The 25,660-nt window shown below is 72.1% G+C and carries 30 protein-coding genes; 8 read left to right on the forward strand and 22 right to left on the reverse strand.

The features are described 5' to 3' along the window. Window positions 1–5 precede the first annotated feature (5 nt). The 3 genes from H4696_RS45055 to H4696_RS45065 all read right to left on the reverse strand — a co-directional run bounded on the left by H4696_RS45055 (window position 6) and on the right by H4696_RS45065 (window position 1,473). Window positions 6–578 (reverse strand): GNAT family N-acetyltransferase, encoded by a 573-nt coding sequence (locus tag H4696_RS45055; RefSeq protein WP_086862589.1) that lies wholly within the window; start codon window positions 576–578, stop codon window positions 6–8. A 40-nt stretch (window positions 579–618) separates the two neighbouring features. Continuing rightward, the gene (locus H4696_RS45060) at window positions 619–876 is read right to left on the reverse strand and encodes a hypothetical protein (RefSeq protein WP_192782891.1); all 258 of its coding nucleotides are present in this window, start codon (window positions 874–876) and stop codon (window positions 619–621) included. A 138-nt stretch (window positions 877–1,014) separates the two neighbouring features. Then, entirely contained in the window at window positions 1,015–1,473 is a 459-nt protein-coding gene (locus H4696_RS45065; protein WP_086862591.1) for an Lrp/AsnC family transcriptional regulator, read from the reverse strand. Window positions 1,474–1,550: 77 nt separating this feature from the next. Here H4696_RS45065 and H4696_RS45070 point away from each other — a divergent pair, with 77 nt between their 5' ends. Beyond that, window positions 1,551–2,582, forward strand: coding sequence for a Glu/Leu/Phe/Val dehydrogenase dimerization domain-containing protein (locus H4696_RS45070; RefSeq protein WP_086862587.1), 1,032 nt, complete (start codon window positions 1,551–1,553; stop codon window positions 2,580–2,582). Here H4696_RS45070 and H4696_RS45075 read toward each other — a convergent pair. The 8 genes from H4696_RS45075 to H4696_RS45110 all read right to left on the reverse strand — a co-directional run bounded on the left by H4696_RS45075 (window position 2,551) and on the right by H4696_RS45110 (window position 10,253). Next, window positions 2,551–3,801 (reverse strand): ABC transporter substrate-binding protein, encoded by a 1,251-nt coding sequence (locus H4696_RS45075; RefSeq protein ID WP_086862586.1) that lies wholly within the window; start codon window positions 3,799–3,801, stop codon window positions 2,551–2,553. The two genes, H4696_RS45070 and H4696_RS45075, sit on opposite strands and share 32 nt — an antisense overlap. Continuing rightward, window positions 3,798–4,952 carry a branched-chain amino acid ABC transporter permease gene (locus tag H4696_RS45080; protein ID WP_420831543.1) on the reverse strand — a complete coding sequence of 385 codons (1,155 nt, stop codon included), beginning with the start codon at window positions 4,950–4,952 and terminating at the stop codon, window positions 3,798–3,800. The genes H4696_RS45075 and H4696_RS45080 overlap by 4 nt, the downstream gene beginning before the upstream one ends. Continuing rightward, window positions 4,945–5,823 carry a branched-chain amino acid ABC transporter permease gene (locus H4696_RS45085; protein ID WP_086862584.1) on the reverse strand — a complete coding sequence of 293 codons (879 nt, stop codon included), beginning with the start codon at window positions 5,821–5,823 and terminating at the stop codon, window positions 4,945–4,947. The genes H4696_RS45080 and H4696_RS45085 overlap by 8 nt, the downstream gene beginning before the upstream one ends. Beyond that, window positions 5,820–6,593 carry an ABC transporter ATP-binding protein gene (locus H4696_RS45090; RefSeq protein ID WP_192782892.1) on the reverse strand — a complete coding sequence of 258 codons (774 nt, stop codon included), beginning with the start codon at window positions 6,591–6,593 and terminating at the stop codon, window positions 5,820–5,822. Before H4696_RS45090 ends, H4696_RS45085 begins: the two co-directional genes overlap by 4 nt. Further along, window positions 6,590–7,399, reverse strand: a complete 810-nt coding sequence (locus tag H4696_RS45095) for an ABC transporter ATP-binding protein (RefSeq protein ID WP_086862582.1) — start codon at window positions 7,397–7,399, stop codon at window positions 6,590–6,592. The genes H4696_RS45090 and H4696_RS45095 overlap by 4 nt, the downstream gene beginning before the upstream one ends. 268 nt (window positions 7,400–7,667) lie before the next feature. After that, window positions 7,668–8,480, reverse strand: coding sequence for a PHP domain-containing protein (locus tag H4696_RS45100; protein ID WP_086862581.1), 813 nt, complete (start codon window positions 8,478–8,480; stop codon window positions 7,668–7,670). A gap of 13 nt (window positions 8,481–8,493) precedes the next feature. Then, window positions 8,494–9,117, reverse strand: a complete 624-nt coding sequence (locus tag H4696_RS45105) for a response regulator (protein WP_086862590.1) — start codon at window positions 9,115–9,117, stop codon at window positions 8,494–8,496. Then, complete coding sequence (locus H4696_RS45110; RefSeq protein WP_086862580.1) at window positions 9,114–10,253, reverse strand: GAF domain-containing sensor histidine kinase; 1,140 nt, start codon at window positions 10,251–10,253, stop codon at window positions 9,114–9,116. Before H4696_RS45110 ends, H4696_RS45105 begins: the two co-directional genes overlap by 4 nt. Before the next feature lie 84 nt (window positions 10,254–10,337). On the opposite strand from H4696_RS45110, the gene H4696_RS45115 reads away from it, so the two are divergent. After that, window positions 10,338–13,073 carry an FAD-binding and (Fe-S)-binding domain-containing protein gene (locus H4696_RS45115; RefSeq protein ID WP_086862579.1) on the forward strand — a complete coding sequence of 912 codons (2,736 nt, stop codon included), beginning with the start codon at window positions 10,338–10,340 and terminating at the stop codon, window positions 13,071–13,073. Here H4696_RS45115 and H4696_RS45120 read toward each other — a convergent pair. The 5 genes from H4696_RS45120 to H4696_RS45140 form a co-directional block, all read right to left on the reverse strand. Then, a complete protein-coding gene (locus H4696_RS45120) occupies window positions 13,050–13,952 on the reverse strand; it encodes a phosphotransferase family protein (RefSeq protein WP_086862578.1) in 903 nt (300 codons plus the stop codon). The genes H4696_RS45115 and H4696_RS45120 overlap by 24 nt on opposite strands. A gap of 30 nt (window positions 13,953–13,982) precedes the next feature. Then, window positions 13,983–14,546: a TetR/AcrR family transcriptional regulator gene (locus H4696_RS45125; RefSeq protein ID WP_086862577.1), complete on the reverse strand. Its 564-nt coding sequence runs from the start codon at window positions 14,544–14,546 to the stop codon at window positions 13,983–13,985. A 168-nt stretch (window positions 14,547–14,714) separates the two neighbouring features. Further along, entirely contained in the window at window positions 14,715–14,912 is a 198-nt protein-coding gene (locus tag H4696_RS45130) for a ferredoxin (RefSeq protein ID WP_086862576.1), read from the reverse strand. Between the two features lie 4 nt (window positions 14,913–14,916). Further along, window positions 14,917–16,131: a cytochrome P450 gene (locus H4696_RS45135; RefSeq protein ID WP_086862575.1), complete on the reverse strand. Its 1,215-nt coding sequence runs from the start codon at window positions 16,129–16,131 to the stop codon at window positions 14,917–14,919. Continuing rightward, complete coding sequence (locus H4696_RS45140) at window positions 16,128–16,631, reverse strand: PadR family transcriptional regulator (protein WP_086862574.1); 504 nt, start codon at window positions 16,629–16,631, stop codon at window positions 16,128–16,130. Before H4696_RS45140 ends, H4696_RS45135 begins: the two co-directional genes overlap by 4 nt. A gap of 174 nt (window positions 16,632–16,805) precedes the next feature. On the opposite strand from H4696_RS45140, the gene H4696_RS45145 reads away from it, so the two are divergent. Beyond that, window positions 16,806–17,996, forward strand: a complete 1,191-nt coding sequence (locus tag H4696_RS45145) for a cytochrome P450 (RefSeq protein ID WP_086862573.1) — start codon at window positions 16,806–16,808, stop codon at window positions 17,994–17,996. A 2-nt stretch (window positions 17,997–17,998) separates the two neighbouring features. Then, on the forward strand, window positions 17,999–18,214 hold the full coding sequence (locus tag H4696_RS45150; RefSeq protein WP_211299750.1) for a ferredoxin: 216 nt from the start codon (window positions 17,999–18,001) through the stop codon (window positions 18,212–18,214). A 28-nt stretch (window positions 18,215–18,242) separates the two neighbouring features. Here H4696_RS45150 and H4696_RS45155 read toward each other — a convergent pair whose 3' ends face one another. The 3 genes from H4696_RS45155 to mtnA all read right to left on the reverse strand — a co-directional run bounded on the left by H4696_RS45155 (window position 18,243) and on the right by mtnA (window position 20,687). Continuing rightward, window positions 18,243–19,004, reverse strand: coding sequence for an alpha/beta fold hydrolase (locus H4696_RS45155; protein WP_086862571.1), 762 nt, complete (start codon window positions 19,002–19,004; stop codon window positions 18,243–18,245). Between the two features lie 73 nt (window positions 19,005–19,077). Further along, a complete protein-coding gene (locus tag H4696_RS45160) occupies window positions 19,078–19,686 on the reverse strand; it encodes a TetR/AcrR family transcriptional regulator (protein ID WP_086862570.1) in 609 nt (202 codons plus the stop codon). After that, window positions 19,683–20,687, reverse strand: coding sequence for an S-methyl-5-thioribose-1-phosphate isomerase (gene mtnA / locus H4696_RS45165; protein ID WP_086862569.1), 1,005 nt, complete (start codon window positions 20,685–20,687; stop codon window positions 19,683–19,685). Before mtnA ends, H4696_RS45160 begins: the two co-directional genes overlap by 4 nt. A 48-nt stretch (window positions 20,688–20,735) precedes the next feature. Between mtnA and H4696_RS45170 the strand changes: the two genes are divergently transcribed. Beyond that, window positions 20,736–21,134, forward strand: coding sequence for a RidA family protein (locus tag H4696_RS45170; protein ID WP_086862568.1), 399 nt, complete (start codon window positions 20,736–20,738; stop codon window positions 21,132–21,134). Between the two features lie 6 nt (window positions 21,135–21,140). Here the strand turns inward: H4696_RS45170 and H4696_RS45175 are convergent, their stop codons facing one another. Beyond that, window positions 21,141–21,935 (reverse strand): PIG-L family deacetylase, encoded by a 795-nt coding sequence (locus tag H4696_RS45175; RefSeq protein ID WP_086862567.1) that lies wholly within the window; start codon window positions 21,933–21,935, stop codon window positions 21,141–21,143. An 85-nt stretch (window positions 21,936–22,020) separates the two neighbouring features. Here H4696_RS45175 and H4696_RS45180 point away from each other — a divergent pair, with 85 nt between their 5' ends. Beyond that, window positions 22,021–22,503 (forward strand): DinB family protein, encoded by a 483-nt coding sequence (locus tag H4696_RS45180; RefSeq protein WP_211299749.1) that lies wholly within the window; start codon window positions 22,021–22,023, stop codon window positions 22,501–22,503. Between the two features lie 90 nt (window positions 22,504–22,593). Here the strand turns inward: H4696_RS45180 and H4696_RS45185 are convergent, their stop codons facing one another. Both H4696_RS45185 and H4696_RS45190 read right to left on the reverse strand, forming a co-directional pair. Further along, window positions 22,594–23,388 carry an Fpg/Nei family DNA glycosylase gene (locus tag H4696_RS45185; protein ID WP_192782894.1) on the reverse strand — a complete coding sequence of 265 codons (795 nt, stop codon included), beginning with the start codon at window positions 23,386–23,388 and terminating at the stop codon, window positions 22,594–22,596. A gap of 75 nt (window positions 23,389–23,463) precedes the next feature. Then, entirely contained in the window at window positions 23,464–24,090 is a 627-nt protein-coding gene (locus tag H4696_RS45190) for a VOC family protein (protein WP_086862564.1), read from the reverse strand. Between the two features lie 121 nt (window positions 24,091–24,211). Here H4696_RS45190 and H4696_RS45195 point away from each other — a divergent pair, with 121 nt between their 5' ends. After that, entirely contained in the window at window positions 24,212–24,853 is a 642-nt protein-coding gene (locus tag H4696_RS45195) for a hypothetical protein (RefSeq protein ID WP_086862563.1), read from the forward strand. Further along, window positions 24,838–25,605: a hypothetical protein gene (locus H4696_RS45200; protein ID WP_086862562.1), complete on the forward strand. Its 768-nt coding sequence runs from the start codon at window positions 24,838–24,840 to the stop codon at window positions 25,603–25,605. The genes H4696_RS45195 and H4696_RS45200 overlap by 16 nt, the downstream gene beginning before the upstream one ends. Window positions 25,606–25,660: the final 55 nt, after the last annotated feature.

Here is a 25,660-nt window from a genome sequence, read left to right on the forward strand (position 1 = left end):
CCGACTCAGCACTCACGACCACGGGACCACTCTTCGCGGGTGATGGCGTACTCGACCTCGCCGTGTTCGCTGCCCGGGGCCCGCTCGTGCTCGGGGAACTCCTCGAAGTACGCGCGGACGAACGTCATCCCCAGTTTCTCCATCACGCGCCGCGAGCGTTCGTTCACCTTCATGGTGGACGCCGTCACGCGGGTGACCCCCAGTTCGGTGAACCCCTTCGCGAGCAGCGCCGCCGAGCCCTCGGTGCCGTAGCCGCGGCCCCAGGCCTTGCGGTGCAGCCGGTACCCCAGCTCGGGCTCGTCCGGCGGGTCTTGCGGGCGCGGGCGGAAGTGGAACCACCCCAGGAAATCGCCGGTCCGCTTCTCGATCGCCGCCCAGAACCCGTAACCGGGGAAACGCTCGTAGTAACCGAGGAACGCGGGGAGATCCTTTTCGGTGATCTCCGTGCGGTCGGCCGGCAGGCCCCCATTGAGGTACTTCATCACGTCCGCGTCGTCGTAGAGCTCGAAGAGCGCGTCCGCGTCGTTCTCGGTGAACCGGCGGAGGATCAGCCGCTCGGTTTCGAGGAATACGTGCATCGGGTGATGCTGGCAGTGACCCCAGTGCGTGGCAACGAAATTACGCGGCCATGGCGAGGACCTCGCCGAGTGCCGACGCCCCGGCCTCGGTCAGCAGCGCGGGCACGCGGTCGCCGCACTTGCCGGGGTGTGCGGGTGCGATCAGGCCGAGCCGCGCGAGGCGGTGCACGGTGGACTGGTCGCAGCAGCTCAGGCCGTCGATGAACAGGTCGGGCTCGCAGCTGCAGCTGATCTCGGCGTGGCCCCCGGCCACGGCTCTCAACGTGGCCCGCTCACGATGGTTCAATGCGGTGATCATGGCGGCGCCTCCTTCCCGTCGTGCCCATTAGACGCCTCACCACCGACAGTTTCCGCCTCTCAGCGTGCGAACCCGGGTATTTCAGGGGTGCACGTAGGGGTGGCGTGTCGCGGATTTCCGGGTGATCCCCGGATACCCCTAAGCGAGCGGTTCAAGCGTCGTCTTGCGCAGGTGGCGGAAAACGATCGACGTGCGGAACCCGACGATCTCCCGGCGCAGTGCCAGCCGGTCGGTGAGGAAAGCGTGCAGCGCGTCGATGTCCGGTGTGGTGACCTCGATCAGGAAATCGTCACTGCCCGCGGTCACGTACACCGAGAGCACTTCCGGCAGTTCGGCGATCGACCGCTGGAAGGAGTCGATGACGGCCCGGCTCAGCGGCCGCACCTGCGCCGTGACGAGCGCTCGGACGCCGCGGTTGAGGCTCGCCAGGTCGATGTCGGCGTGGTAGCCGCGGATGACGCCGCGCTCACGCAGCAGCCGGATGCGCTCGAGGCACGTCGAGGGGGCGATGCCGACCTTGCGGGCGATGTCCCGGTTGGTCTGCCGCGCGTCTTCCTGCAGGTGCCGCACGATCGCCGAATCAAGTTCGTCGAGCACCGTGACCTCCCCGTCGAAAACGAATTTCGTTCGGTGCGACGTCCGCACCGCCGACGATCACTCTAACTTCGGCGGACATGACCGCACATGAGCACCTCGTCGCCCGCCGGGGCCGTCGATCCGGCATCACCACGATGGTCGCGATCCATTCGACCGCGCTCGGCCCCGCCGTCGGCGGCTGCCGCTTCAAGCCCTACGCCACGTTCGAAGAAGCCGTCGGCGACGTCTTGCGCCTGTCGGCGGCCATGACGGCGAAGTGCGCCGTCGCCGGGCTCGCGTTCGGCGGCGGCAAGAGCGTCATCGCGCCGGAGGTCGGGCGCGTGCTCTCGCCCGAGGAACGCCGGGCCGTCCTGCTCGACCACGCCGACCTGATCGCCGAGTTCGGCGGCGCGTACCGGGCCGGGCCGGACGTGGGCACCGGCCCGGCCGACATGCTGGTGCTCCGGGAGTCCTCCCCGTACGCGTTCTGCACGCCCGAGTCCGCGGGCGGAACCGGTTCCTCCAGCGGCCCCACCGCCGTCGGCGTGCTCGCCGCGCTCCGGGCGGCCGGACCGGCGGACCTGACCGGGCGCCGGGTGGTGATCAGCGGCTACGGCTCCGTGGGCGCGCACCTCGCGGCGAGCCTGCGGGCGGCCGGCGCCGACGTGGTCGTCTCCGACATCGACCCCGCCAAGCGCGCCGGCGCCGAGAAGAGCGGCTTGACCTGGGCCGAGCCGGAGAAAGCGCTCACCCTGACCGCCGACGTGGTGATCCCGGCCGCGGTCGGCGGCGTGCTGAGCCCCGAGACGGTGGCCCGGCTCGACACCCCGCTCGTCGTCGGGCCCGCCAACAACCAGCTCACCGACGACGCCGTCGCCGACGACCTGGCCGCGCGCGGCGTCCTCTGGATCCCCGACTACGTGGCGAGTGCCGGAGGGATCCTCTACACGCTCTCCCGCGAAGCGGAGGGCCTGGATCACGAGGCCGCGCTCGCCCGCGTCGAGACGATCGAGCAGACCGTGACCGACCTGCTGAGCGCCGCGAAGGCCAACGCGACCACCCCGCTCTACGAGGCGGCCGCGCTGGCCGAGCGTCGGCTCACTTCTGGTGCGGCGCCACGTATTCCTTAGCCTCGGGCGCTTCGAACAGCGGCTTGACGTACTTGACGCCGCCCTCGGCCGAAGCGTCCGGGGTGGCCGCGTACACCTGGCGCGTCGCCGGCGTCCCCGGCTTGGAGAAGTCGAGCGCCGCGACCAGGTTGTCCGTGTTCGCCGACGTCGTCTGCTTCAGGGCCGCGGAGATGCCGTCGCGCGTGAGGTCCTTGTTCTCGCACGCCTTCTTCAGCACCGCGCCCCACACCTCACCGACGGCGTACCCGTAGGGGACACCGCCGTTCGGCGTCTCCTTGTACGCGGCCTTGTACTTCGCCGCGACGTCCTTGGCCTTGGGCAGGTCGGCCGAGAACGGGACGCTGCTCGCGACGACCGTGAGCTTGTCCAGCGCGCCCGCGGCGGGGCTCTTCAGCAGCGCCGGGTCGAACGTCGGGTTGTTGCCCAGCACCGGCACGTTCAGCCCGAGCGCCTTGTTCGCCGCGACCGCGGACCCGGTCTGCGCGGGCGTGGTGGTCAGCGCGATCAGCTTGACCCCGGCGCCCTTCAGCCCGGTGATGACGTTCGTGAGGTCGCTGTCGGTCGAGGTGATCTTCACTTCCTTGACCGTCAGGTTGTGCTTCTTCGCGTAGAACTGCGAGCCGCGCAGGCCGTTCTTGCCGTACTCGCCGTCGATGTAGACGTGCCCGATCGTGTCGCCGTCCTTCAGCAGTCCCTGCTCCTGCAGGTAGGACAGGCCGTCGATCATCTCCACGTCGTAGGTGGTGCCGACGATCATCACGTACGGGTTGTCGAGCAGCTCCGAGGACCACGACGCGGGCGCGGCGACGGCCTTGTCCGAAGCCAGGTTCTGCTTCAGCGCGGCCACCACCGGCGAGCCGAGCAGCTGCACGAACCCGAGCACCTTCGGCTCGATCTGCGGGTACAGCGTCTTCGCGGTGTCGGCCTTGTAGCCGTGGTCGACCTCTTCGAGCTTGACCTGCCGGCCGCAGACGCCGCCGGCGGCGTTGAAGTCCTTGGCCCACAGTTCGTTGCCCTGCGTGACGCCGAGGCCGAGGTTCTTGAACACGCCGGACTTGTCGGTCATCACGCCGAGCGTCACCTCGGTCGCCGTCACCCCCTTGCCGGTCTTGACGCCCGAGCTGTCGGAGCCCGACGAGCCCGAGTCGCCCGCTTTCGTGCTGCACGCCGAGAGGACGAGGACGGCCGCCAGCGCCGCCGCCAGGTGTGTGCGTTTCATGATTCCTCCGGGGGTTGACGGCGCTGGGTGAGCCGGCGGCCGATCGCGGCGAGCCCGCCCGGCTCGAACAGCACGACGAGGATGATCGCGGCGCCGTAGACGAACGAGCTGACCAGCACCGGGGTCAGCGCGCCGTCGCCGGTGCCGGAGAACCAGCCCAGGTCGGCCGAATACAGGGCGAGGACCTGCGGCAGCCCGTCGACGATGAGCGCGCCGACCAGCGCGCCGGGGACCGAGCCGAGGCCGCCGATGATGACCATCGCCAGGTAGGCGATGGACACGTTGATGCCGTAGGTGCCGAACTCGCTTTCGTCCGGCTTGAGGATGTCGAACCACAGCACGGTCATCGCGCCGGCCAGGCCGCCGTAGGCCGACGAGACCGCGAACGCGCCCGCCTTCGCGCGCAGGACGCTGACGCCCATCACCGCGGCCGCGGCTTCGTTGTCGCGCACCGCCCGCCACGAGCGTCCGACGCGGCCGCGGACGGCGCCTCGCGCGATCACGAACGCCAGCACGGTCAGCAGCAGGAACAGGTACCAGGTGCGCTCGGCCTGCCGGATCGGCACGCCGAGCAGGCTGATTTCGGGACCGTCGTTGGTGAACGGGAAGCCGAACAGCGAGAACGGCGCCGGCGCGCGCCCGGTCGACGTCCCGCCGGTGAACTCCTCGGCCGACTGTCCGAAGTAGAGGCCGAGGAACACCAGTGCGAGGGAGGCGACCCCGAGGTAGATGCCGCGCAGCCGGCCGGCGACCGGGGCGAAGGCCAGGCCCAGCAGGGCCGCGACGGCCACCGCGCCGAGCAGGGACAAGCCCGGGTCGAGGCCGAACCCGATCACGCGGTCGTCCCCGGTCGGCCCGGACAGCACGGTGTAGGCCGTGCCGCCGGCGAGCAGGAAGAAGGCGTGCGCCAGGGAAAGCTGCCCGGCCTGCCCGACCACCAGCGTCAGCCCGATCGCGCCGACCGCGCCGATCATCATGTACTGCCCGGCCTTCAGCCAGGCGGCGTCGAGGTAGAGCGGCAGGGCGAGCAGGACCACCAGCAGGGCCAGCCAGGCGATCGTGCGCACGAGCTTGGCCGGGTTCCGGCGGGGCCGCGGCGGTGCCTGCGGCTCGGCTGGGGCGTCCACTTCGGACACGGCGCTGTCAGACACGCGTTCGCTCCCTCGTGCCGAACAGCCCCGAGGGCCGCACCACCAGGACGACCAGCATCACCAGGAACACCGCGCTCTTGGAGAAGTCGAACGAGACGTACTGCGCGGACAGCGCTTCCACGAGACCGACGACCAAGCCGCCGACCACCGCGCCCGCCGTCGAGTCGAGCCCGCCGAGGATGGCCGCGGGGAACGCGGCCAGCGCGATCGAGTGCGTCCCGCGGGAAAGGCCGGCGCCGGAGAAGTCCTGCGTGGCGATGAACAGCACGGCCACGCCGGCCAGCAGCCCGGCGACCAGCCACGCGGTCGCCGTCACGCGGGAGCTGCGGATGCCCATCAGCGCGGCGGCTTCGCGGTTCTCCGCCTGCGCCCGCATGGCCACGCCCCAGTTCGAGTACTTGAAGGCCAGCCAGAACGCCGTGATCAGCACCGCGGCCACACCCAGTGCGACCAGGTGGGTGCGGAAGAGCGTGATCCCGCCGAGCTGGAACGGCTTCGCGTCCCAGGCGCCGCCGAGGAAGGGCAGCGTGACGCCGAGGCGGCGCACGATCTCCTCGGTGACGATCACGTCGACGCCGATGGTGAGCAGCGCCAGGCTGTTCGCGTCGGCGTGGCGGGACCGGGACAGCAGCAGTCGTTCCACGACCAGGCCGAGCAGCCCGGCCGAGACGATGCCGACCAGCGAAGCGCCGACCCAGCCGAGCGCGTCCCGCGTAACCACGACGAGGTAGCCGCCGAAGAGCACGAGCGAGCCGTGCGCGAAGTTGACCACTTCGGTGGCCTTGAAGATGATCACGAACCCCAGCGCGAGCAACGCGAACACCGCGCCCTTGCCGAGGCCGTTCACCACGAGCTGCAGGAATGTGTTCACGCCGCCTCCGTGCCCAGGTAGGCCTTGATGACGTCCGGGTCGGACTGGACTTCCGCGGGGGTGCCGTCGGCGATGCGGCGGCCGAAGTCGAGCACGGTGACCCGGTCGGCGATGCCCATCACCAGGCCCATGTCGTGCTCCACGAGCAGGATCGAGATGCCCAGCTCGGCGCGGATCCCGCTGATCGTGCCGGCCAGCTCTGCGGTTTCGGCCGCGTTCATCCCGGCCGCGGGCTCGTCGAGCAGGAGCAGCACCGGTTCGACGGCGAGCGCGCGGGCGAGGTCGACGCGCTTGACGACGCCGTAGGGGAGCGCGCCCACGGGTGCGTCGACGACCGCGCCGAGGCCGAGGAACGCGCAGATCTCCCGCGCGCGGGCGGCGTGCCGCCGTTCGGCGCGGACCGTCCACGGCAGCCGCAGCCCGATCTCGAGGAAGCCGCCGCGGGTCAGCGCGTGCCTGCCGAGCATGACGTTGTCCAGCACGGTCGAGCCGGCCGACAGCGCGGCGTTCTGGAACGACCGCCCGACGCCGAGGCGCGCGAGCTTGTGCGGCGCGAGCCCGGTGAGGTCGGTGTCGCCGAGCCGCACGCGGCCGGCGTTCGCCCGGTAGAGGCCGCTGATCACGTTGAAGCAGCTGGACTTCCCGGCGCCGTTCGGCCCGATCAGCGCGTGCAGCGAACCGGGGGCGACGGTGAAGCTGACCTCGTCCAGGGCCCGGATCCCGCCGAACCGCAGGGAGACGTCCTCGACGCGCAGTTCCGGCGGCGTCATCCGGCCCACCTCGACAGGGTCCGGCCGGCGAGCTGCTCGCGCGCGCGTTCCGCCTCGGCGTCGGCGGTCTCCTGCGACTCGGCGTGCCCGCCGAGGTAGAGCCGCTGGACGTCCTGGCTGGCGGCGAGCTCGGCCGCGGTCCCGGCCAGCGCCACCCGGCCGACCTCCAGCACCACGGCGTGGTCGGCGACGTTCAGCGCCATCACGGCGTTCTGCTCCACCAGCACCACCGCGGTGCCCTGCTCGTGGATCTCCCGGATGGTCCGGCCGATCTGCTCGACGATCTTCGGCGCGAGGCCCAGCGAGGGCTCGTCGAGCAGCAGCAGCTTCGGCGCGGACATCAGCGCGCGGCCGATCGCCAGCATCTGCTGCTCGCCGCCGGACAGCAGCCCGGCGCGCTGCTTGGCGCGTTCGGTGAGCACCGGGAACAGCTCGTCGACGCGCTTGCGGGCGGCGGTGCGCTCGGCCGCCGTGCGCGCCCCGATGCCGCCGGCGCGCAGGTTCTCCTCGACGGTCATCCGGGCGAAGACCTGCCGCCCTTCGGGCACGCCGACGACGCCGAGCCGGACGATCCGGGCGGGGTCGAGCTTGCCGAGCGCGTGCCCGGCGTAGCGGATTTCGCCGCCGTCGATCGCGCCCCGGTGCATGCGGAGGGTGCCCGAGACGGCTCTGAGAAGAGTGGACTTCCCGGCGCCGTTGCTGCCGAGCACGGCCAGCACGCCGTCGGCGGAAACGTCGAGGTCGATGCCGTGCAGGGCGGCCGTCGACCGGCCGTACCGCACCCGCAGGCCACGGACGGTCAGCACGGACTCACTCCAGGACGCAAGAGGCCTCCTCCACTCGTGTGACGTGAGTCACGATCAGTGGCGGTCATCCTGCGTTCACCCGGGGCCCTCGGACACCCCCACCTGGAGACCCCCTGTGCTACGAAACGGACACGGCGGACTCCGTGAGCGCCTCATCGGGACCTGACAGCGGCCCGGCTCGGCCGGCAACGGTGCGGCGGCTCCCTCGGCGGCTTCGCCGACGTCTTGAATGACTCATTCAGGTCTTCGGAGGTCCTGAATGACTCATTCAAGACGTCCCGGCACCGTCCCGGAGCGCGGCGAAGACCTCGGGGGAGGTGGTGCACTCGCCGAGGCGGACCGGCTTGCGGTCGCCGTGGAAGTCGCTGGACCCCGTGGTGAGCAGCCCGACTGAAGCGGCCACGTCACGCAGCCGGGCGCGGACCTCCGGAGGCTGCTCCGGATGGTCCACCTCGAGCCCGGCGAGCCCGGCCGCGGCCAGCGCTTCCAGCTGGGCGTCCGACACCGAAGCGCGGCGCTTCACCGACCGCGGGTGGGCCAGCACCGCGACCCCGCCCGCCGCGCGAACCAGGCCGATCGCGTCCACCGTGGCCAGGACGTGCTTCGGGACGTCGGCGCGGCCGCCGTCGGCGATCCAGTCCGAGGTGAAGGCGTCGGTGATGCCGACGGCGGCCAGCGCGGCGGCGATGTGCGGCCGGCCGAGCGGTGCGCCACCCGCGATTTCGCGGACTCGCGAGAGGGTGATCGGCGCGCCCAGCTCGCGGCAGCGCTCGACCATCCGCTCCCCGCGGCGGTCCCGGTCGGTGCGGATCAGCTCCAGCTCGGCCGCCAGCGCCGCGTGCCCGGGGTCGACGAACAGCCCGAGCAGGTGCACCTCGGCGTCGTCGAGGCGGCAGGAGATCTCGACGCCGGGGACGAGTTCGATGTCCGAGGCGGCGGAGGCTTCGGCCAAGCCCGCGAAGGTGTCGTGGTCGGTGAGGGCCAGCACCGTCAGGCCGGCTTCGGCGGCCAGCCGGGGCAGCTCCGACGGCGGCGTCGTCCCGTCGGAGGCCGTGCTGTGCGCGTGCAGGTCGATCGTCACCCGAGGGACGATCTCACAGCAGCCCGGCCTCGCTGGCCTTGCCGATCGCCTCGACCCGGTTGCGCGCGCCCAGCTTGTGCAGCGCCGACTGCAGGTACGTCTTCACCGTGTTGCGCGCCAGCCCCGTCGACTCCGCGATCTCCGGGTTCGTCTGGCCCTGCGCGGCCAGCCGCAGCACCTCGTACTCCCGGCGGGTCAGGCCGCTGCGGGCCAGCGCGTCCGACCGCTGCCCTTCGTCGGGCAGGATCCGCGGGTCGACGACGCGCTCGCCGCGCAGGACCCGCCGCAGCGCCGCCACGAGGTCGGTGCCGGCGACGTCCTTGAGCAGGCAGCCGTGCGCGCCCGAGTCCAGCGCGGCCAGCACGCCCTGGTGGTCGCCGTGGGCGGTGAACACCACGATCCGCGCGGCCGGGTGCACGTGCCGCAGCTCGGCGATCACCTCGGGCGCGAGCATGTCCGGCAGCCGCAGGTCGAGCAGGATGAGGTCGGGCCGCACCTGCGCGACGCGCTGGATCGCCGCCCGCCCGGACTCCGCCGAGCCGGCCACCCGCAGGCACGGGTCCGAGCGCAGCAGCAGCGTCACACCGTCGCGGACCACCGGGTGGTCGTCGACGACGAACACGGTCGCCGTCGTCACGGCCGCACCAGCGGCACCCACGCGCGCAGCGTGCAGCCGTCGTCTTCGTCGCGGACCAGGCTGACCCGGCCGCCGAGCCGCAGGGCGCGCCCGGCGAGCGTCCGCAGGCCGACGCCGGTGCCGGGGGCGGCAGGCGCGCCGGTGCCGTCGTCCGCGACGACCACCTGGACCCCGTCTTCGCTGGGCAGGAGGCTGACGATGACCGACGACGCCCGCGCGTGCTTCTCGACGTTGAGCAGCCCTTCGCGGACGGCGGACACCAGCAGCGCCGTCCGTTCGGCGTCCAGCGGCGGTACCGCCGCGAGCTGCACGAACCGCGCCGGGACGCCGCAGCGCGCCTGGAACGAGCGGCAGTGCTCGGCCAGCTCGACCGGCAGCGCCCGCTCCGGGCTGGACTCCGACAGCGCGAGCAGCGACTCCCGCAGCGCCCCGGCGGCCGCCGAGACGTCCCCTTCCAGCCGTTGCAGCCGGGCCGCGAGCGCCGGGTTGCCGTGCAGGTCCGCGGTCAGGTCGCGGACCTGGACGCCGATGGAGAACAGCAGCGCGCCGACGGAGTCGTGCAGCGCGCTCTGCATCCGCAGGCGTTCGCCGGCCACCGCGGCCGCGCGGTCCGTCTCGGCCACCCGTGCCAGGTGCAAGGCCGCCCCGGCCTGGGAGGCGACCTCCTCCATCCGCCGGACGGCGTCGTCGCCGAAGTCGGCGGGCTCGCGCATGGCGGCGTAGGCGATGGCGACGGTCTCGCCGCGCGCCACGATCGGGACGGCGAGCAGCGCGGCCAGGCCCTCGCCGCGCACCTGGGCGTCGAAGTGGTGGGTGATCGTCGGCGCGCTGACGTAGTCGGCGACGCGGACCGGCCGGCCCAGCGCCAGCACCCGGCCCCCGACGCCCTGGCCCGTCGACACCTCGAGGTCCTGCAGCGCGTCCGTGCGGTTGCCGGACATCCAGCGGATCACGGCCAGCCCCGGCTCGGTGAGCTCGCCGACGAAGCCGGCCTTCGCCCCGACCGCCTCCCGGATCAGGCGCGCGGTCCCGTGCAGCGCGGCGACGCGGTCGAGCGTGCCGAGCAGTTTTTCGCGCTCGCGCAGCAGCTCGCCCAGCACCGCGCTGTACTCGGCGACGTGCTCCTTTGCCGTCACGCGCCCACGATCGCACACGGACTGTGGTTTCGGACATACCCGGCTGGAGAGGTAAGCGGGCGCCCGGTCGACTTGAATGGGGGCGTGGAGATCCTCACCGACGCCGCCACGCTCGCGCTCTACACCACCGACGCGTCCAACTACCGGCACGTGCCGCGGGGAGTTGTGCTGCCGAAGACCGTCGACGACGTCGTCGCCGCGGTCGCCGAGGCCCGCGCCCGTGACCTGCCGGTGATCGCGCGCGGCGGCGGTACGAGCGTCGCCGGGAACGCGTGCGGGCCCGGGCTGGTGATCGACGCGTCCCGCCACCTCGGCGGGGTGCTCTCGCTCGACCCGGAGACCAGGCTCGCGCGAGTGCTGCCCGGCACGGTGCTCGACGACCTGCAGGCGGTCGCGGCGCCGCACGGGCTGCGGTTCGGGCCGGACCCGTCGACGCACAGCCGCTGCACGCTCGGCGGCATGATCGGCAACAACGCGTGCGGTTCGCACTCGGTGGCGTGGGGGCGCACGGTCGACGTCGTCCGCTCGCTGGAGGTGCTGCTCTACGACGGCACGCGGCTGCGCGTCGGGCCGGACGAGCCCACCGAGGGCCGGATCTTCGACGAGCTGCGCGCGCTGGTGCGCGACAACCTGGCGTTGCTGCGCAAGGAACTCTCGACGTGGCCGCGCCGCGTGTCCGGCTACGGGCTCGAACACCTGTTGCCGGAGAACGGGTTCGACGTCGCCAAGGCGCTCGTCGGGAGCGAGGGCACGTGCGTGACGATCCTGGAGGCGACCGTCTCGCTCGCCCGGCTCCCGGACCGGAAAGTGCTGGCCGTGCTGGGGTTCCCGTCCGACATCGCGGCGGCGGACGCGGTTCCGGCGATCCTGCCGTGGTCCCCGCTGACCGTCGAAGGCGTGGACGCCGAGCTGGTCGCGATGCTGCCGGGCCGGGCCGGCGACCTGCCGCCGGGCGGCGCGTGGCTGTTCGTCGAGCTGGCCGGGGAAGACCCGGCTTCGCGGGCTCGGGCCCTGGCGGCGTCCCTCGATCTGACGGGCTTCGCGATCGTCGACGACCCCGCCGCGCAACGTGGGCTGTGGCGCATCCGCGAAGAGGGCGCCGGGCTCGCGACGCGGCTCGCCGACGGCTCGGAAGCCTGGCCCGGCTGGGAGGACGCCGCCGTCCCGCCCGAGCGGCTCGGCGCGTACCTGCGCGAGTTCAAGGAACTCATGCGCGCGCACGGTCGGCGCAGCGTCGTCTACGGCCACTACGGCGAAGGCTGCCTGCACCTGCGGCTGGACTTCGACCTGCTGTCGGCGTCCGGCGTCGCGGACTTCCGGCGGTTCCTGGAAGAGGCCGCGGACCTCGTCGCCGCGCACGGCGGCTCGCTGTCCGGCGAGCACGGCGACGGCCAGGCGCGCTCCGAGCTGCTGTCCCGGATGTACAGCCCGGAGATGATGGACGTCTTCGCGCGGTTCAAGGCGATCTTCGACCCGGCCGGGCGGATGAACCCGGGCATCCTGGTGGCGCCGCGGGCGGTCGACGCGGACCTGCGCGTGCGGGCCACCTCGCCGTCCTTTGAGGACAGTGTGCTCCTCGGCTACCCGGAGGACCGGGCGAGTTTCGGGCAGGCGATGCGGCGCTGCGTCGGCGTCGGGAAGTGCCGCAACACCAGCGGTGGCGGGGTGATGTGCCCGAGCTATCGGGCCACCCGCGAGGAGCAGCACTCGACGCGCGGGCGCGCGCACCTGCTGGCCGAGATGATCAACGGCGAAGTGATCAAGGGCGGCTGGCGGTCGGCCGAAGTGCACGACGCGCTGGACTTGTGCCTGTCCTGCAAGGGATGCCTGTCGGACTGCCCGGTCGACGTCGACATGGCGACGTACAAGTCCGAGTTCCTGCACCAGCACTACCGCCGCCGGCTGCGTCCGGCGTCGCACTACTCGATGGGCTGGCTGCCGCTGTGGCTGCGGCTCAGCGCCCGGGCACCGCGGCTGGCCAACGCCGTCGGGCGGTCTCGCTTGGCGGGCTGGGTGAAACGGCTCGGCGGGATCGCGCCGGAACGCGATCTGCCGTCGTTCGCCGCTTCGCCGTTCACCAGTTCGCGGGCGGATCTGCGGCGCCGGGCTTCGGGCGAGCGCCGGGTCGTGCTGTGGCCGGATTCCTTCAACAACTACCTGACGCCGTCGGTGCTCGACGCCGCGTACGAGGTGCTCACCGCGGCGGGCTACGACGTCGTGCTCCCGGACCGCGGGGTCTGCTGTGGACTGACGTGGGTGTCGACCGGCCAGCTCGGCGTGGCCCGGCGCGTGCTGGACCGGACCCTGGCCGTGCTCGCGCCGTACCTGGAGGACGGCTACGAGGTGGCCGGGCTCGAACCGAGCTGCACGGCGCTGTTCCGCGGCGACCTGCCCGCGCTCATGCCCGGCGACGCGCGCGCGGAACTGCTGGCGTCGCGGACGTTCACCTTCGCGGAACTGCTGGAGCGGGCGCCGATCCCGTTCGCGGCACTGGACGTCGACGCCATCACGCAGGTGCATTGCCACCAGCACGCGGTCCTCGGCTTCGGCGCGGACGAGTCGGCGATGGCGGCCGCGGGCATCCGCAACAAGACGCTGGATTCGGGCTGTTGCGGCCTGGCGGGCAACTTCGGCTTCGAGCGCGGCCACTACGACGTCTCGAAGGCGGTGGCGGAGGACCGGATGCTCCCGGCGATCCGCGCGGCTTCGGAAGACACGGTGGTGGTGTCGGACGGCTTCAGCTGCCGGACGCAGATCGAGCAGGAGTCGGGCCGCCGTCCGGTGCACCTGGCGGAGCTACTTCGGCGCGCCTTGCCCTGAACCCCACCAAGCCGTCGCGAGCGCTTCCAGCGTCGGTTCCGGCGGTGCGGGCAGTTCCCTGAAGTACCACGGGAAGTTGCTGTAGACGTGCAGCAGCGCGTACGCCAGGCAACGGCGTTCGTCGATCGACTGCCCGTAGCCGTCGAGGAACCGGCGCAGGAGGTCGGCGTCGCCACTGGTCACGAACAGGCCCACCGCCACGAAGTCGTACTCCGCCGCGCCGCGCATCGCGGGTTCGAAGTCGAACAGTCCCGTGATGCGGCCGTTGTCGATCATCACGTGGTCGCGCATGAACTCGGTGTGCAGCGGCACGACCGGCGGCGTCCCGAGGTCGACGGCGTCGAGGAACGCCGGGATCCGCGCCACCCAGGCTTCGTCCAGCTTGGTCCGGCGGTGGTGCTCGACGACCTTCGCGCGTTGCCTCGCGACGAACTCGGACCAGTCCACGGGGGCCAGGCCCGCCAGCCGCGGGTCGTCGACCGCGTGGAACGTGGCCAGCAGTTCGCCCAGTTCGGGCATCAGCCGCCGCCTGTCCTCGGTGGACAGCGTCGGCCAGGCCTCCTTGAGGGTCCGGCCGGGCAGGCGTTCCATCAGCAGCCAGGCCCAGCCGTCGTGCTCGCCCGCGTCCTTCAGCGCCGGTGTCGGCAGGCTGCCGGGCAGCACCTCGAGCATCGTGCGTTCGGTGGTGATTTCGTCGCGGTACAGCGGCGGGTACAGCTTGAGGACCAGGTCGTCGCCGACGGCGTACACCGGCAGCGAACCCTCGGTGAACGGCACGACGTCGTCGCGCCCCAGCAGGCCGGTGACCGCGGGCAGCAGACCGGCGCGGGTGAGCGCCTCGAACTCGGCCTCGGTCGCCGCGGGCGGGAAGGGCACCATGACCCCGACGTTAGGGCGGGTGTCCAGCGGTTATTCGCTGCGCTCCAGCAGCGTCCGGGTCGCGGTGAGCACGAGCCGGCAGACCTCTTCGGGGTCGGCGCTGGCCAGCGGCTCCTTGCCGGAGATCTCGCGGACCAGCGCGATGCCCATCAGCCAGGCCAGCGCGAGGTCGGCGCGCAGCTCGGCGTCCGGGGCGTCGGTCAGCGTCGCCAGCACCCGCGCGTACTCCTCGCCGATCTCCTGCCGGATCGCGGCCGCGACGCCGTCGCTGCCCGACGAGCGCAGGTACGTCTCCAGCGTCCGGTTCCCCGCGCCGTCCGGCGCCAGCATGCTGCGCAAGGAAGCGCTGAAGAGCCGCTCGGGCGGCGTGGTGGCCAGCTGTTCGCGCCCGTTGCGCGCGATGACCGCCTCGAACAGCGCTTCCTTGCTGCCGAAGTAGCGGAAGAGCAGCGACTGGTTGACCCCGGCGAGCTTGGCGATGTCCCGCACGGTCGTCCGGTCGAAGCCGCGTTCGGCGAACAGCTTCGCGGCGGCGTCGAGCAACGCCAGCCGCGTCGCGGCCGCGTCCCGCTTCCGGCCGGGCTGTTCGCTCACCGGTGCAGGTTAACCGGCAAACCGGACGCGCGTGCGCCCGCCTCAAGCGCCCCAATGTGGCGTTGGTTGCGTCCAACGCACCGAACGCCACATTGGGTGCGTCCGACGCACCGAACGCCACATTGGGGCGCTCGGCCTGAGCCGCTAACCGGACGCGCGTGCGCCCGCCTACGTGCCGGTGAGCCGGAGCGCGGCGGCCGGGCAGGTCAGCTCGGCCTGCCGGACCGCGTCCTCCTCGCCCGCCGCCGGTTCTTCGGCGAGGAGGACGACCGTGCCGGTCTCCTCGTCCTGGTCGAACGTCCCCGGCGCGAGCAGCACGCACTGTCCGGAAGCGACACAGCTTTCGGTGTCGGCGGTGATCTTCATCGGTTCACCACTCCACCGGGACGCGGTCGACGCCGCCGGCCACGCGGTTGGTGCGGACCGGGATCTCGTCGATCCCGACCGCGAGCCGCAGGCCCGGGAAGCGGCGGAACAGCTTCGGGAACACCGTCCGCAGCTCGGTGCGGGCGAGGTTGGCGCCGATGCAGACGTGCGCGCCGGTGCCGAAGGCGAGGTGGACGTTCGGCGTCCGGTCCGGGTCGAACTCGTCGGGGTCGGCGAACACCGCCGCGTCGCGGTTGGCCGCGTCGCTGGAGATGAGGACGGCGTCGCCGCGGGCGATCCGGGTGCCCGCGATCTCGACGTCCTCGTGCGCGTACCGCAGGAGGCCGGTGCCGCTGGTGGCGGTCAGCCGCAGGATCTCCTCGACGGTCTGCGCGACCTGGCCTTCGGGGTCGGCGGCGAACCGGTCGCGGCGGGCGGTGTCGGTGAGCAGGAACAGCGTGCCCATCGCGATCCGCGTCGACGTCGTCTCGTGGCCGGCGAACAGCAGCCCGGCGCCCATCCGGGCGAGGTCGTCGTCGGTGAAGGTCGGGTCTTCGGCCTGGACGGCGACCATGTCGGAGATGACGTCCGGTTGCGGGTCCGCGCGCTTGGCCTCGGCCAGCTCTGTCATGTACGCCTTGAACTCGGTCATGGCGGCCTGCGCGTCCTCGCCGCCGTCCATCCGGGCGATCCGCTCGGACAGGCCGCGGAACTTCTCGCGGTCCTCGTAGGGCACGCCGAGCAGCTCGCAGATCACCAGCACGGGCAAGGGGAACGCGAGGAAGTCGGTGAGGTCGACCGGCGCGCCCGGGTCGGCGTCGCGGGCGGCCTGCAGGTCGTCGAGGCAGCGGTCGGTCAGCTCGGCGATCCGGTCGCCGAGGGCGCGCATGCGCGGCGCGGAGAAGGCGGGCGCCAGCATCCGGCGCATCCGCTTGTGCTCCCGCTCTTCGTTTTCGAAGTCCCCGCTCGGCCCGTCCTGCACCGCGGCGTAGGAGATCCGCGACGCCTGCTCCGGCGCCGGGTGCGAGCGCCCGAAGCGCCGGTCGCGGAAGACCTCCTTGGCCTCCTCGTAGGAGGTGATGAGCCAGGCGGGGTCGCCGGCCGGGGTGAGCACGCGGCTCACGGGCGTCTGCCGCCGGAGCGCCTCGTAGTCCGGGGCGATCTCGAGCGCGTTGCCGCGGGTGAAGGGGAGCCGAGGCGTTTGTTCGGTGGTGGTCATGCGTCGCTCCTGGGGTTCAGATCGGAAAGCCAGCGCAGTTCGGCGTCGAACCGCCCGAGCACGTGCCGCAGCGCGGCGCGGCTCCACGGATCGGCCTGCCCGGCGGCGAGCTCGGTCAGCCGTCGTTGCTCGGCGGTCAGCGCCCGTTCGCGGACTTCGAGCACCCGCGCCCGTTCTTCCGGGCGCAGCCACCCGAAGTTCCCGACGCGCGCCAGGAACTCCTCCTGGCTGAGCGCCAGCTCGGGCGGGAAGTCCGCGAGCAGGTCGTGCAGCAGCTCCCGCCCGACGTCGGTGATCGTGTAGACGTGCCGCGGCGGCTTGGCCTCCTGCTCCTCGGCACTGCGGCTCACCGCACCGGCGTCGACGAAGCGCCGAAGCGTGGGGTACAGCGAGTTGTTCGACAAGGTGTGCCCGGTCGACGCCTCCACGGCTTTGCGCAGCTCATAGCCGTGCATCGGTTCGCGGGCCAGCTTCGACAGCAGGAGGATCTCGATCCACACCTAGGTCACCGTAACCTAGTCTCCGGTGACCCGGCAATGGCTCACGGTGACATGTGGACGGAAACTTTCCGTTACCGCGGTGACTGGGTGTGGCCGGATCGGCGCTCGACGTGAGACCTCGACCTGTGTAGCGTTGTAAGCAGCTGCTTACAATCTGGAGCACGGGGGTTCCGCATGACAGTCACCCACACCGAGCCGCTCTCGTACCCCTTCAACGAGGAGGCGGGCCTCGACCTCAACGAGGCTTACGCGGCTGCTCGGGACGCCGAGGGCATGGTCCGGGTGAAGATGACCTACGGCGAGCCGGCGTGGCTGGCCACCCGGTACGCCGATGCCCGGCTCGTGCTGGGCGACCGCCGGTTTTCGCGGGCGATGGAGAAGGAGAAGGACGCGCCGCGGCGCATGCCCGTGCAGCGGGACGGCGGGATCCTGCAGATGGACCCGCCGGACCACACGCGGCTGCGGACGCTGGTCGCGAAGGCGTTCACCATGCGCCGCGTCGAGCTGCTGCGGCCGCGCGTCGCTTCGCTGGCTTCGGAGCTGATCGCGGACATGAAGGCGGCCGGGGCGCCCGCCGACCTCGTCGACGCCTACGCGCTGCCCATCCCGGTCGCGGTGATCTGCGAGCTGCTCGGCGTCCCGGTCGCCGACCGGCCCAAGTTCCGGGTGTGGAGCGACGCCGCGCTGTCCACCAGCGGGCTCACGCCCGAGGAGTTCGAGCGCAACCGCGAAGAGCTGCGCGACTACATGCGCGGGCTGATCGCCGAGCACCGCGAAGCGCCGCAGGACGACCTGATGACCGCGCTGATCGAAGCCCGCGACGTGCGCGACCGGCTGACCGAGCTGGAACTCGTCGACCTCTGCGTCGGCATCCTCGTCGCCGGGCACGAGACGACCGCGAGCCAGATCCCCAACTTCGTCTACGCGCTGCAGGGCCAGCACGAGCACTGGGACCGGCTGGTCGCCGACCCGGACCTGATCCCGGCCGCCGTCGAGGAGCTGCTGCGGTTCGTGCCGCTCGGTGCGGGCGCCGGGTTCGCCCGCTACGCCACCGAAGACGTCGAGGTCGGCGGGGTGCTCGTGCGCGCGGGGGAGCCGGTGCTGGTCGCGGTCGGCGCGGCCAACCGCGACGGCCTCCAGTTCGACGACGCCGAGAAGCTGCGCTTCGACCGCGGCGACAACCACCACCTCGGCTTCGGCCACGGCGTCCACCACTGCCTCGGCGCCCCGCTCGCCCGGCTGGAACTGCAGGAGGCGCTGCGCGCGTTGGTCACCGAAATGCCGGGCCTGCACCTCGCCGGCGATATCGTGTGGAAGACGCAGATGCTCGTCCGCGGACCGCGGTCGATGCCGATCGGATGGTGATGATGAGCTGGGACGTGCGGATCGACGAACAGACCTGCATCGGGTCGGGGATGTGCGCCGCCCTGATGCCGGAGGTGTTCGCGCTCGACGGCGCCGTGGCGCACACGGTGACGTCGTCGGTCGACGGCGACGAAACGGTGCTCGACGCCGCGGACTCGTGCCCGGCGATGGCGATCACGGTGACCGACGGCGGCCGCGAGATCGGCCCGCGGCCCTAGGTCCGGGGCAGACCTCGCGGTCGCCGGGCTAACCGTCCAACCGGGACCAGAACGCGGTCAGTGCACGCGCCACCGGGTGCGGGTCGGTCACCGGCCACCAGTGCCCGGTGCCGGGGAGTTCGGCGATCTCGGCACCGGCGGCCTCGGCCGCGGCCCGGTGCTGCGCGGGCGTTCCGCTGGCCTGGTCGACGTCGGCGAGGGCGACCAAGGCCAGGCCGGGCCGCTGTCGCGCCTTCGCGAGGTCACGGCCCGCGTCGGCCATCACCGGCTGGGCGGCCGACCGCAGGAGCGAGAGCACCGCCCGCCCCATTTCGTCGTCCATGCCGGCGGCCACGCGTTCCGCGACCGGGCCGGTCATCCCGAGCGCGGTGACGACCGCCAGCCGCTGCTCGAACGTGCCGCCGAAGATCTCCTTCACCGAGGCCTCGCCCGCCCCTTCCTGCTGCCACACCTGGGCCCGCGTGTGCCAGACGTAGTCCGGGGCGTAGAGGCCGAGTGCGTCCGATGCCCAGCTGCGGATCAGGTCCGGGCGGGTCATCGCGATCCGGACGACGTGCCCGCCGCCCCAGTCGTGGCCGACGAGGTCGACGGGCTCCTTGAACTGCTCCAGCCGCGCGGCGAGCCAATCGCGATAGCCCTCGACGGTGGCCGAGAAGCCCTCCGACGCTGGAACCCCGAAGCCGGGCGGGGACAACGTCACCGCGTCGTCCCGGCCGAGGGCGGCGATCAGCGGTCCCCACACGCCGGAGTTCTCCGGGTTGCCGTGCACGAGTACCAGGGGAACAGTCATTTCCACTCCTAACTTGCGTGCATGTACGCAAGTAAGTGTAGCAGCGGCCGGCACGGGCGACCACGGCCGGAAGCTACGGCGCGATGGCGAAGGCCGCGCGCACCGAGCGCGTGGCCTCCCGGATGAGAGTGGGGACGTTGCGCACCGGGGGCTGGGCGATGAGCTGCAGCCCGGTCCCGCGGACCAGGGCGACGACCAGCACGGCGGCCGCGGCCGGGTTCGCGTCGGGCCGGACGGACCCGTCGGCGACGCCCTGGCGGACCACGTTCGCCAGCAGCTGCCGGAAGTCGGCGTCCCGGCGGGCGAAGAGCGGAGCCAGCAGGGGGTCGGCCGCGATCGCCTCACCCCACAGCTGCAGGAACGCGCGCGCCGACGGTGTCCGCCGCACGACGTTGCGCAGGTACGCCTCGACGATCCGCACCAGGTGGTCCAGGCCGTCTCCCTGGTAGTCGGGGACGTCGAACCGCTGCGCCTCGTCGAGCAAGGCCTCGAGGAGCCGCTCCCGGCTGCCGAAGTGGTGGTAGACGATGCCGCGGCTGTACCCGGCGGCTTCCCCGACCTCGGCGAGCGTGACGGCCCGGGAGCCGCTGCGCGCGATGAGCGCCATCGCCGCGTCCAGCACGCGCCGCTCGGTCTCGGCGCGTCGTTGCTCCTGCGTTCGCCTGGCCGGCCGATCGGTCATGCGTCGTGCTCCCCTGACTGGCGTCCGTGATCACCGAAGTGTGCCAGGCGCCCCCGTTCGGTCACCACGGCCGTGATCAGGCCGAACGGAGTGACGTCGAACGCGGGGTTGAACACCTCGGTGCCCGGTGGCGTGACCGGCACCCCGGCGTACTCGGTGAGCTCGCGGGCGTCGCGTTCTTCGATGGTGATGCCCGCGCCGTCGGCGAGCTGCTCGTCCACAGTGGACGAAGGCGCGACCACGACGAACGGGATGCCGTGGTGGCGCGCGGCGATCGCCAGGCCGTAGGTGCCGATCTTGTTGGCGACGTCGCCGTTCGCGGCGATCCGGTCGGCGCCGACGAGCACGCAGTCGACCATCCCGCGTGCCATGGCGGCCGCGGCCGCGCCGTCGGGCTGGACGCGGTGGGGGACGCCGGCCTGCGCCAGCTCCCACGCCGTCAGCCGGGCGCCCTGGAGCAGCGGGCGCGTTTCGTCGACGAGCACCTCTTCGACGAGCCCGCGCTCGTGCAGGTGCCAGACGACCCCGAGCGCGCTGCCCCAGCCGACGGTCGCGAGGTGCCCGGCGTTGCAGTGGGTCAGCAGCCGCAACGGCCGTCGGGGACACTCGGCGAGCACGATTTCGGCGGCGTGCGCGGACGCGGTCTTGTTGAGTTCTTCGTCCTCGGTGAGCAGGGCCAGCGCCTCGGCGAGGACGGCGTCGGCGCCCTGATCGAGCCGGGTGAGCGCCCGCCGGACGCCCCAGGCGAGGTTGACGGCGGTCGGGCGCGCGTGCGCGATCAGCTCGGCGGCCGCCTCGACGTCGCCGCCCAGCCGGGCAGCCAGCGCGACCCCCAGTGCCCCGGCCGCCCCCAGCGCGGGCGCCCCGCGGACGGCGAGCCGCTTGATGGCGTCGACGAGCTCGCCGACGGTCCGCAGTTCGAGCAGCCGGTACTCGCCGGGCAGCGCCGTCTGGTCGATGATGACGATGGCGCCGTCCGCCCAGTCGATGGTCCTGCGCACGAGGCACCTCCCGCGAAATCCGGTTGCCGCGGCGGTGATGATGCGGCTGTGACCATTGAACGGCAGAACCTGCCCGGCCTGCACACGCCGCCGGGCTACCACCACGTGACGGTGAGCACGGCGACGCGCACGGTGTACCTGGCCGGCCAGTGCCCGCTCACCGCGGACGGCTCGGTGGTCGAGGGCGGCGTGCTCGCCCAGACCGACCAGGTGGTCGCCAACACGGCGGCCGCGCTGGAGTTCGCCGGCGCCGGGCCGGCCGACGTGGTGCGCACGGTGATCTACGTGGCGACCGACGACCGCGAGACCCTGTCGGCGGTGTGGGCGCGGCTCACGGCGTCCCGGATCGGTGCGGCCTTCAGCTCGGCGAGCACCTTGCTCGGTGTCGCCCGGCTGGGGTACCCGGGCCAGCTGGTGGAGCTGGACGTGACGGCCGCGCCAGCCTGAGGCCGCTCAGAGACCTGCCATCAGGTCCGTTTCCGTGATCCCCGGCCCCTGGCCCCACCGGATGAACCACTCCGTGCCGAAGGCGAACGCGAAGGCGTCGTCCGGCATCGCCAGCATGAACATCTCCTCGCTGATCTGACTGGGGTGCGCGCGCATCGCCGCTCGTTTGACGGAGGCGTACTTCGCCACGTCGACCGCCGCGGTGATTTCCGCTTCCGGCTTGCCGAACTCGACGTTTTCGGGCGGTTTCGGCGCCGCCTCCGGCGGCATCAGGCCCTGCTCGACCGCCGCTTCGAAGCCGCGCTGCATGAATTCGCGGTTGAACGTCGCCTGGAAGACGCGGCCGGTGCCGGCCAGCTCGGCGGCGCGCATGCCGACGCGGTGGACCTGGATGTGGTCCGGGTGGCCGTAGTCGCCGTTGTCGTCGTAGACCGTCAGGACGTCGGCCGACTCCTCGCGCAGGATCGCCGCGAGCTGCTCGGCCGCCTTTTCGACGTCGGCGCGCCAGAAGCACGACGGGTCGTCGTTCGTCGGCTCGCCCATCATCCCCGAGTCGCGGTAGCCGAGGAATTCGACGCGCTCGACGCCGAGGATCGCCGCGGCCGCGTGGGCCTCCTGGACCCGCCGGTCCTCGAGTTTTTCGCCCTCGGCCAGGAAGCCGTCGGGTACCTCGCCGACCTCGCCCTTGGTGGCGACGACGAGCACGACCCGGTGCCCGTCTTCGACGGCTTTGCGCATGACGCCCGCGGTGCGGAGGCACTCGTCGTCCGGGTGGGCGTGGAAGGTGACCAGTGTTGCCATGTCCGCGACGCTACCGAAAGGGTCCGACAAAAACCGCTCGGCGCCGTGCGGTTTTTGTCGGTGGTGGCCGCTAGCGTCCCCGATCGTGGCCGACGACGAGAAGAGCACGCTGCTGGCGTTCCTCCGCGCGCAGCGCGAAAGCGTCCTGGCGATCTTGGCCGGGCTGGAAGAGGAGGCGTTGACGAGGCCGGTGCTGCCGTCGGGCTGGACGGCGCTCGGCATGGTGGAGCACCTCGGGTGCGCCGAGCGGCACTGGTTCCAGGAGATCGTGACCGGCACGGCGGAGCCGCTGCCGTGGCCGGACGACCACCCGCCGCTGACCACGCCACGGAGTAAGGAGGCCGTCTTCGCCTTTTACCGCGACCAGTGCCGCCGGTCCGACGAGGTGTTCGCGGCGACACCGCTGTCCGCGCGCCCGCGAGCACGGCATCCAGGTCCGCTGGGCGAGGAGATCACCGACCTGCGCGGGGTGGTGCTGCACGTCATCGAGGAGACGGCCCGCCACGCCGGCCACCTCGACGTGGCGCGCGAGCTGCTCGACGGCCGCACCGGCTTGGGCCCGCGCTAGCCGGCTTGGTCAGTGGGGCACTGCCAGGTCGACCGCCCGAAGTACATCTGGGCGCATTCGCCGGGCCGCTGTCCGTGAACCTCGGGCGCGCTAGCCAGGCTGGTCGGCCGGGCACCACCAGGTCGACCGCCCGCCGACGGTGCCATGCGCCATTTCGGCACCGCAGCGCGGGCAGTGGTCGCCGGGCCGGCGGTGGCCGATGATCTCGCCGGTGTGCACGCCGCCGTGCTTGATCGCGGCGCGCAGCGCCTTCCGCAGTGCCTTGTGGAGATCGGTGAGCTCGTCGTCGTCCAGTTCACCAACCGGCCGCGCGGGGTTCAGCCCGGCTTGCCAGAGGGTCTCGTCGGCCAGCAGGTTCCCGATCCCGGCGACCACGGACTGGTCCAGCAGCCGCGCCTTGAGCGGCGCGCGCCCCTTCCCGACGCGCTCGCGGAAGTCCGGGCGCGAGATCTCCCCTGCGTCGGGCCCGAGCGCGTCGAGATCGGGGTCGAGCCGCACCCGGCTCAGCCGTCGGGTGTCGAACAGCCGCAGTTCTTCGCCGTCGGCGAAGGTGATCCCGAACCGGAACCACTCGGGTTTCTCGTCCCGGTCTCGCCGTCGCCGCGGCGGCCCGCTCTCACCGGCGAACCGCAGCTGTCCGGCCATCCCGAGGTGCAGCCCGAGCGTGGGGCCGGCCTTGCCGCGCCCGGTTTCGGTTTCACACCACAGGGTCTTCCCCCGCCGATGCGCTTCGGTGAGCTTCCCGCCCCGCAGCGCGGTGCGGATGTCCCCGGGCGCGTGCGGACGGCAGACCCAGTCGTCGTGGTCGTCGACGTCCCGGATCTTCCGCCCGAGCGCACCGGCGAGGACTTGGCGGGCGAGTTCCACTTCGGGCAGTTCCGGCACGCACCCCAGTCTGCCGAGTGCGGCGGGGGTTCGCAGAAGGAGATCGCCAGCTCGGCATCGCGTCCCGGGAAGGCTTCAGGACAGTTCGGCCGTGGCGGTCGTCTCCCAGGCGAAGCCGTCCGGGTCGGTGAACGGCTCGGCCGCGCCGCCGACCGCGAGGCGGTGCGAGCCCGTGCCGTCGGGGCTGACGCCGGCGTCCTTCGCCAAGGCCTTGCGCCGGTACAGCGCCAGCTTGACCGGGCTCGAACCGCTGTCGAACTCCACGTACATCCGGCCGAAGCTCTTGCCGACGGTGAGCCCGTGGTCGGTGTAGAACTTCTTGCTCGCCGCCACGTCGGCGACGCCCAGCAGGAGCACGACCTGGCCGAATTCGCGGGTGGCCGGGCCGGTGTTCTTCTTCGCCGACGTCGCGACCTTCCAGATCGTCCCGTCCGGCGACCGCACGACGGCGCCGTAGCCCCACATGGACTTCGCGGGCGCCTTGAGCGTCGTCGCGCCGGCCTCGACGGCCGTGCCGACCAGGGAATCGACGTCCGCGGGCTGGGCGACGACCAGGGAGAGGGTGAAGCCGCGGAAGCCGGTGGACGGCTCCTGCCCGGCACGGAAGCGCAGCGGGAGGTCGGGCCCGAAGGCGGCGGAGTGGAAGCGCTCGGCGGCCGTGGGGTCGGCCACCTCGAGGGTGATGGTGTCGATGTTCGTCATGCCGGTAACGCTAGGTCCGCCCCGCTGACCGGCGCTTCTCGATTCCTGACCGGTCCGCGCTAAACCATTCGGCCCAGTCGCGCGTGGTCGCCGTGACCCGGCACGGCACGAGAGGACGGCGATGGGGTTCGCGGAACAGCTGGACGAGATGGTCGAGCGGATCATCGACGAGGCGATCAAGTTCTACCTGGCCTCGCACGGCTTCCAGCTCAACATCCACGGCAACTACGAATGCTGGCCGGCCACCGACGGCCAGGAGATCACCCCGCCCGGCAGTCCTTCGCGGACGTCGGGCGGCCAGGTGCTCCGGAGCGGCATGCCCGGCTACTACGACGGCTTCGAGTACGGCTCCGGCCCCAACGCGGGCTCGCTGGTCTACGGCCACTTCGAGACGACCATCCGAGATCTGTTCCGCCCGTGGCGCACGATCCCCGACCCGGCGGCCTTCGACGACTACCTCGACCAGGTCCGCGACGCCGCCTGGTCCGTATCGCTGACCAGCGCCGCCGACCGGGTCAGCTCGGTCGGCAACGCCGCGCTGGACACCGTCGGCTACCTGCAGGAGAAGATCGGCGGCGAGAACATGCGCGGCGCCACGATCTTCGCGTTCGACCAGAACTTCTGCACGCCGCTGCCGACGGTGCTCCACGGCCAGTACGCCGTCGCGCTGCTCGCCGGCGTGACGCTGCTCGGCGAGAAGGAGATCTGGGCGAAGGCGCGGGAGGACGTCCACGCCATCGCCGAAAGATGCACGCGGCGATGAAGGACCGCGGCTCGGCCGTTGCCGACCTCGGCACGATCACCGCGTTGTTCGCGCTCGCCGCGGCGTTCCCGACGCCCGCGCAGCCGATCCTGGCCGGCGTCGGCGCGGCGCTCCCGGCGCTGGAGACGCTGCTCAACGCCGGTGACGAGCCGAACAAGCAGCCGGTCGAGTTCGCCGGCGGCACGCCTGACAAGGTCATCGCGAGCGCGGGGGAGGCACTGAAGACGCTGGCGCGGACGATCCGCGGCTGCGAGGACGACATCACGGGCAAGATCAAGGACGGCATGGAAACCGTCACGCGGCGAGCCGGGTCGTTCGCGATGCCGAAGCCGAAACTGCTCGAGGTCGTCGACGTCAGCGGGATCAAGGTGGACCTGGAGGTGCTGCACTTCCTCGCCACCGACACGCTGCCGCAAATCGAAAAGCAGATCAACGACGGCGCGGATCTCGTCTACTGGGGCTCGATGTGCGGCGCCGCGTGGTACCGGTCGTCCGACCTCGGGGTGTCCGACACGACGGACGGGCCGTTCCCGGCGTGGCAGGAACTGGCGGCGCTTGCCGGCAACCTGATGTCCGACCTCGCCTGGGAGGTCAAGGAGAGCGCGGTCCACCTGCAGCTCGCGGCCGACCGCCACGGCCGCACGGAGGCCGAGATCACGGAGTCCCTGCGCCGGCACGCCCGGAAGCTCGAAGGCTTCGCCGGCCACGACCCGATCGGCACGGCGACCCGGTGGCTGGACGAGCACCCGTGAAAAACCGGTGGACCGTGCCGCGAGGGGTTGGTAGCTTGCCGTCGAACCGTGATTT

This window comes from Amycolatopsis lexingtonensis (genome assembly GCF_014873755.1).
Taxonomy (GTDB): domain Bacteria; phylum Actinomycetota; class Actinomycetes; order Mycobacteriales; family Pseudonocardiaceae; genus Amycolatopsis; species Amycolatopsis lexingtonensis.